Origin of the sequence: Chamaesiphon sp. VAR_48_metabat_403, assembly GCF_031422475.1 — a bacterium.
In the GTDB taxonomy this organism is placed as follows: domain Bacteria; phylum Cyanobacteriota; class Cyanobacteriia; order Cyanobacteriales; family Chamaesiphonaceae; genus Chamaesiphon.
Genome location: NZ_JANPLS010000439.1, coordinates 1 through 6,539 on the forward strand (window position 1 = coordinate 1; position 6,539 = coordinate 6,539).

At 42.7% G+C, this 6,539-nt stretch carries 6 protein-coding genes and 1 pseudogene; 6 read left to right on the top strand and 1 reads right to left on the bottom strand.

Annotated elements, in window-relative coordinates:
• A partial coding sequence (lepB, locus tag RMO79_RS21030; protein WP_310485222.1) for a signal peptidase I occupies nucleotides 1-917 on the top strand: 917 nt, incomplete at its 5' end.
• Nucleotides 918-959: 42 nt separating this feature from the next.
• Here the strand turns inward: lepB and RMO79_RS21035 are convergent.
• The gene (locus RMO79_RS21035) at nucleotides 960-1,274 is read right to left on the bottom strand and encodes an NADAR family protein (RefSeq protein ID WP_310485223.1); all 315 of its coding nucleotides are present in this window, start codon (nucleotides 1,272-1,274) and stop codon (nucleotides 960-962) included.
• Nucleotides 1,275-1,438: 164 nt separating this feature from the next.
• Between RMO79_RS21035 and recJ the strand changes: the two genes are divergently transcribed.
• The 5 genes and pseudogenes from recJ to RMO79_RS21060 all read left to right on the top strand — a co-directional run.
• A complete protein-coding gene (recJ, locus tag RMO79_RS21040) occupies nucleotides 1,439-3,820 on the top strand; it encodes a single-stranded-DNA-specific exonuclease RecJ (RefSeq protein ID WP_310485224.1) in 2,382 nt (793 codons plus the stop codon).
• Nucleotides 3,821-3,829: 9 nt separating this feature from the next.
• Nucleotides 3,830-4,504 (top strand): HAD family hydrolase, encoded by a 675-nt coding sequence (locus RMO79_RS21045; protein WP_310485225.1) that lies wholly within the window; start codon nucleotides 3,830-3,832, stop codon nucleotides 4,502-4,504.
• A 245-nt stretch (nucleotides 4,505-4,749) separates the two neighbouring features.
• On the top strand, nucleotides 4,750-4,938 hold the full coding sequence (gene psbZ, locus RMO79_RS21050; RefSeq protein ID WP_015157691.1) for a photosystem II reaction center protein PsbZ: 189 nt from the start codon (nucleotides 4,750-4,752) through the stop codon (nucleotides 4,936-4,938).
• A 119-nt stretch (nucleotides 4,939-5,057) separates the two neighbouring features.
• Nucleotides 5,058-5,558 carry a 6,7-dimethyl-8-ribityllumazine synthase gene (gene ribH, locus RMO79_RS21055; RefSeq protein WP_310485226.1) on the top strand — a complete coding sequence of 167 codons (501 nt, stop codon included), beginning with the start codon at nucleotides 5,058-5,060 and terminating at the stop codon, nucleotides 5,556-5,558.
• Nucleotides 5,559-6,083: 525 nt separating this feature from the next.
• Nucleotides 6,084-6,539, top strand: a pseudogene (locus tag RMO79_RS21060) (cyclic nucleotide-binding protein); the annotation flags it as partial.

The following is a 6,539-nucleotide window of genomic DNA, read 5'->3' on the forward strand; positions in this document are numbered from 1 at the left end:
ATATTACGATCGGGATAGTAGCCTTAATTTTCCCTTTAATCTTAGCGATCGTCAATCTTTTTGATGCTTATCGGACAGCTAAAAATGCTAATTCGAGTGAGTTTGAATCTAGCCGAAAAAAGAGTAAAGATGCTTGGCTAGCTGTATTTTTATCTGGATTTATTCCTGGATTGGGACACATTTATCTGAAACAGTGGCTACCTGCCACATTATTTATTCTAACTTTTATCGCAACTTTTGTTGGTTCGGGATCGGGACAAATAGCTATTTCGGTGCTTTGTCTAATTCTACGGTTTATTATCGGTTTGCTCGCTGTATACTTTGCTTACACTTCAACCCCAATTCGCCGCTACGTACCGCGTTTGTGGAGTCGGATCTTAATAGCTGGATTTTTAGGTATCGTTTTAGTTTTAAATCTCATCATAGCGGTTGTCGTGCGATCGTTCGTAGCTGAGGCAAGGTATATTCCGGCTGGTTCGATGTTACCTACTTTAGCAATTAACGATCGAGTAATAATCAATAAATTAATCTACCGTTTTCATCCGCCAGAACGAGGCGATATCGTGGTATTTTCACCAACAGAAACTCTCAAAAAAGAAAGATACAAAGATGCTTTTATCAAGCGAATCATTGGTATTCCTGGCGATCGGGTTGATGTCAAAGATGGCAAGGTGTATGTGAATGATAAAGTCCTATCTGAAAAGTATCTCGATGAAGCTCCAGCATATAATTGGAGCACTACAGAACTAATTCCGGGTGGCATTATACCAAAAGGTAATTATTTAGTGTTTGGTGATAATCGGAATAATAGCTATGATAGTCATTATTGGGGATTTGTACCGCGCGAGTATATTATTGGCAAAGCAACTCAAAGATTCTGGCCGATCGATCGAATTGGTGCTATTTCTGAAAAGTAGGAATTGGGTATCGATCGAACTAGAGTAGATCTCGAACTTCCATCAGCGATGTTCGTTCCAGATTGTTTCCTGGAAGCCTGGAATTTTTCTGCCCAATGTTTGAGTCTGACGTGGATGATTTGCTGCTAAAATTTCGGGAAGTAAGGATCGATCGTCAAATAAACGCGCTTTGGATGCCATCATGTAATGTTCGGCAGTTTGATAGCGAATGCCATCTAGTTCAAAACTAGACTCAAACCATTGACTAAAGCAAGTTTTACCGATCGATCCATCGGAATTAGGTCGGTGACTCCAGAAAAACAAGTAATCGAGTGATTCGCCGCGATCGAATCTATCTTTAATATCGTTAACATTCATAAGTAGGGCAATCGAGTTCTAATATTTGTCAGGTAGTAGTCTAAAGTTCTAGCTTCAACTGCATTAATCATATTCTTCTGGCATGACAGCAAGCTCCCAAATTTATTATAAGTTGAGTAATAGTATCAAAAATAGTCTAGGATTGCTATAAAAGACGGTGCAGTATGAGCGTAGATTGGCAACTTCCACCTCAATTAGAAATTCCCCCGGAATTTGTCGCGGCGGTGCGGGCGTGTAAACCGACGGTTAATGGTAAATATGCCGCTCAATTATTATGGCAGCGGGGGATTCGGGATCTCGATCGGATTCCAGGTTATTTAGATTACAGTAAATATCAACCGACTAGTCCGTTTGCATTTGGAACGGAAATGACGGCGGCGGTGGAGCGATTGAAAAAAGCCTACATCTATGCCGAAAAGGTCGCTATTTGGGGCGATTTTGATGCGGATGGGGTAACGGCGACTAGCGTACTTTGGGACGGCTTAGGGCAGTTTTTCAAGCAGGGAGAGGGGCTGAGTTATTATATTCCCGATCGGATGAAGGAATCGCACGGGCTAAATAATGCGGGCATTAAAAAATTGGCGGCGCAAGGGGTAGATCTGATTGTTACTTGCGATACGGGCAGTACGAATATTAAAGAAATTGAATATGCAACTAAATTAGGTGTCGATATTATTGTTACCGATCATCACACGTTACCGCCGCAACGTCCGCCTGTGGTGGCGATTATCAACCCGCGCTATTTTGAAGAGAGTCATCCGTTGTTTCATTTAGCTGGTGTTGCGGTTGCTTATAAATTAATGGAGGCTTTATATCTGACTTTGCCCGATATTCCGCAGCAGCCTGTAGAGTATTTATTAGATTTAGTCGCGATCGGGTTAATTGCCGATTTGGTGAAGCTCAATGGCGATTGTCGCTATCTGGCGCAGAAGGGGATCGAGCGGGTGACGTTGCAAAATAAAACCGATATTGAGGGTTTTCGTCCGGGGGTAAATAAGCTATTACAATTGTGTAAGCGAAATGGCGATCGACCGACGGATATTTCGTTTGGAATCGCACCGCGAATTAATGCCATTAGTCGGATTCATGGCGATGCAAGTTTTGGGGTGGAGTTATTAACTAGCAAGGATATCGATCGATGTCACGAGCTAGCGGCTGAGACGGAATTAGCGAATACGCGCCGGAAGGAATTGCAGAAGAATATGACACTGAAAGTTGAGGCTAAATTAGCCGAGCTGGATTTGTCTACGACTTCTGTTATCGTGCTGGTAGATAATAATTGGTCGCCGGGAGTATTGGGTTTAATTGCGGGACAAATCGCTCAAGAGCATGGCAAGCCGACGATTTTATTAAGTACTAATAGCGATGAAGATACTGCTAAGGGAAAGTCGCAAATTGCTAGGGGTTCTGCGCGATCGACTCAAAATGTCGATCTCTATCAATTAGTTAATTCTCAAGCTCATTTACTCAATAGTTTTGGCGGGCATCCGTTTGCAGCCGGGATGAGTATTAATGTCGAAAATATTCCGATCTTTACTGAAGCGATCGATCGGCAGTTACACGCTCAACTCGATAAATTGCCACCATTGTCGATTCAGACAGATTTAGTCGTGACTGTTGCCGATCTAAATCTGTCGAGCGGACGAGACTTATTTGAAGACTTACTACTACTAGAGCCTTATGGTATGGGCAATCCAGTCCCTAAACTCCTAATTAAAAATTGTCAATTTAAGGATATCAAGAATAAAAATATCCAAGATTTTAAAGGCAACACCGTTCGCTATATTCGGACTAAATTCGAGCTAATCGATGCCAGTAGTTCTAAAGGATTTCCAGGAATTTGGTGGGGGCATTACGAACACGAGCTGCCACGAGTAACTTGCGATGCGATCGTCGAGCTAGATTTTAATTCTTACGAGAAGAAGATGGAAGTGCGATTGGTCGAAGTTCGTCCGGCGGCAATAATTAGTACGATCGCCGATATCTCGAAGCAACCTAATTTTGCCATTCAACAAGTACCTTTGGAAATACTCGATTTTCGTCACCAGTCAGCCGAAGAGCGAGAAAATTCAGCAGCGATTACTTGGGTTAAAAAATGTCCTAGTAATTGGAGCGAGTTACAAGGCTACTGCCAAGAAGCCCTTCGCGATCGCGGGACGTTGGCGTTAGATTATCAGACTACTAATTTAGCAACCAGTCGCGAGATTTTCGAGCAGTTAGTTGGCATCGCTAAGTATCTGTCGAATACGAATGAAGAGATCGAACTAGAACGATTGCAATTAAAATTAGCGGTTAGCGATCGCACCATCAGATTGGGATTAGACGCTTTAGTCGAAATCGGATTTCAGATTTCCATCCAGCCAGAAACCAATCTCGTCAAAATAGTTTTAACTCAACCGCAAATTGATGGGAATGTAGATTTATATTCATTGTTGACAGTCCAGAAATTCTTTGCAGCGATCGAAGAAGAACAGTTCAATCGGAACTATTTTCTTCAGGTGCCAACATACGCGATCGAATCGAATCTGAGTAGTGCAAATATCTAAATTGAATGTATGACGATAAAATCTGTGCTTTTCGATCTGGATGGCACGCTACTCGATCGAGATCGATCCATCGAGCAATTTATCGATATCCAGTACGATCGACTCAATTGTTATTTAAGCCATATTCCCAAAGTTAACTATGCAACAAAGTTTATACAGTTAGACTCAAACGGACACGTTTGGAAAGACGAAGTTTATCGAAACCTAGTTACCGAATTTAAAATTGACGGGATTACCTGGCAAGACTTACTAGCAGATTATGAAACCCAGTTTCAACTTCATTGCGTACCATTCCCTGGATTGTTAGAGCTACTGAATACTTTAAAACAGCAAGGATACTTATTAGGAATTATCTCAAACGGGCGCGGCGAATTTCAAAATCGAGCGATCTCTGGATTAGGCATTCGCGACTATTTTGACGCGATTCTAATTTCGGAAACCGAAGGCGTGAGGAAGCCAGAATCGGCAATTTTTCAGCGGGGAATCGATCGATTGGGTAGCTCGGCTCGAAACAGCGTCTTTGTCGGCGATAACCCCACCGCAGATATTGACGGAGCCAAGCAAGCCAGAATGCGATCGATCTGGAAACGCACCCCACATTGGCTGGAGGCAAAACAAGCAGATGCCATCATTGACGAACTAAATGAAATCCCCACGATTCTCGAACTATTGTCAGGCTGTTGACGACAGAATGCGGATTACAGCCGTTTTGTTTTTAAAAACCACCATCAGATCCAATCTCACTTTTCATCATGAGAATAGCTCACAGCCAATAATTTGTCCCTAGTCCCCTAGTCCCTCAGTCCCCTCGTCCCCCCGTCCCTCAGTTCCCCCCCCGTCCCCCAAATAAATAGCCAACAACCAACAAAGAGGTGCTAAATTTTTAATAGTGTAAGTTTAAATACTGCTGTTTTGGGAGCGTACATATAATGATCGTAATTTTCAACCTGGCACTGTTCGCATTAGTGCTACTATCTTTCGTGATGATTGTCGGCGTGCCTGTTGCTTATGCAGCACCACAAAACTGGGATCGATCGAAACAACTGCTGTTCGTCGGCTCTGGAGCGTGGACAATTTTAGTAGTTGTCGTTGGAGTCCTCAACTTCCTTGTAGTTTAGATTGCTAATGTCTGCGATCGGCTGCTAGGATGGCAATCTTGTCTCAATTGCAGCCGATCTCGACCTGCTATGCCAGCCTATAATAGTTGTATCCTGTTTTACGCATAATTTTTAATTAAATGGCAGTTTTTGAAGGCACTCTCGTCTGCGATAGTTCTTTACGGTTTGCGATCGTTATCGGTCGATTTAACGACCTGGTTACTAATAAACTCCTAGAAAGCTGCCAGGATTGTCTCAAACGCCACGGAATCGATATCGACCCCAATGGTAGCCAAGTAGACTATGCGTGGGTGCCGGGATGCTTTGAGGTGCCACTGGTGGCAAAACAACTAGCCGAATCAAATCGCTATGATGCGATTATCTGTCTGGGTGCGGTAATTCGGGGCGACACGCCCCATTTTGACTATGTATCTTCGGAAGTTGCCAAAGGTGTGGCGGCGGTAGGTTTTCAGAGCGGTACGCCAGTTATTTTCGGAGTGTTAACTGTCGATACCATGACTCAAGCCTTGGAACGTGCGGGCATTAAAGGCAATCATGGTTGGGGTTACGCGCTCAATGCGATCGAAATGGCGACATTAATGAAAACATTACCCGATCGACAAGTTACGATCGGATCTTAACTGGTTGGAAATTTGGCAGTGGTGTACCCTGCTACCTAAATCGATCGGGCGAGAGAATTACGAAAACATCTTAATATATCTATACAGGGAGTAGCAACAGCTACTCTTTTTTATTATTTCTACCGTTGAGTCCTGCCATTCGCGCCGGACGGTATCATTGCAAACACAACTCTGGTAAGGATTACAAATATTTTATTAAGAGCATCGATCGGGATCTAAAGCCGTTTGCTGCTAGCGGAAAAGTGCCATCGATAAGAATATTTAGAGAGTTTATTCGATATTCTGTTCAAAAGCACATATTAATACTCTATGCATAGACGAGTTTATGCTATAAACTTGTTTATTAATGGGGTTTATCTATGAATCGATGAATGAAGTCACTCACTAAGCCGTCATTTTCGATCTATTCATAGTCAAAAGTCTATTGTTTTTAAATATATAACCCTATCAATTTAACTAGCGAAAAGTGCGTTCTTAGGGTTTCCCCAGTTTTTTCGATTAAAATTTTTTATCGCAATTTTATATATGTTTTCACGGATACCCGAACGACGAATGCATGTGGTTCGTTGGATTTTGACGATCGCTTGGTTGCTAATTATTGCATCTTTATTCTACGATCCGTGGACTTCGGTATTGACGGAGCCAAACCATCCTTGGAGTCCATTAAGGTTATCAAATAGCTGTATTGCGGTGCAGGGGAAATGCTTAGTAGAGCAGCCATACCCACTCGCTACAACGCTGTTTTGGGGCGCGATCGTACCTGCATCAATCTTTATTTTATTAGTATTCGGGCATGAAGTTTGGCGGCGAATTTGCCCGCTATCTTTTTTGTCGCAAATTCCGCGTGCTTTGGGCAAACAACGACAATTCAAACGTGAAAATCTGACAACTGGAAAAGTCAGGTATGAGTTGCCAAAAGTCAAGCCAGATTCGTGGCTGGGAAAGAATTATCCTGGTTCTACCGAACTTGCTATGCTAAAC

Excerpts from the sequence above, each read along its gene's own strand:
- RMO79_RS21035 (WP_310485223.1), bottom strand. The coding sequence starts at position 1,274 with ATGAATGTTAACGATATTAAAGATAGATTCGATCGCGGCGAATCACTC.
- recJ (WP_310485224.1), top strand. The coding sequence starts at position 1,439 with ATGAGCGTAGATTGGCAACTTCCACCTCAATTAGAAATTCCCCCGGAA.
- RMO79_RS21045 (WP_310485225.1), top strand. The coding sequence starts at position 3,830 with ATGACGATAAAATCTGTGCTTTTCGATCTGGATGGCACGCTACTCGAT.
- psbZ (WP_015157691.1), top strand. The coding sequence starts at position 4,750 with ATGATCGTAATTTTCAACCTGGCACTGTTCGCATTAGTGCTACTATCT.
- ribH (WP_310485226.1), top strand. The coding sequence starts at position 5,058 with ATGGCAGTTTTTGAAGGCACTCTCGTCTGCGATAGTTCTTTACGGTTT.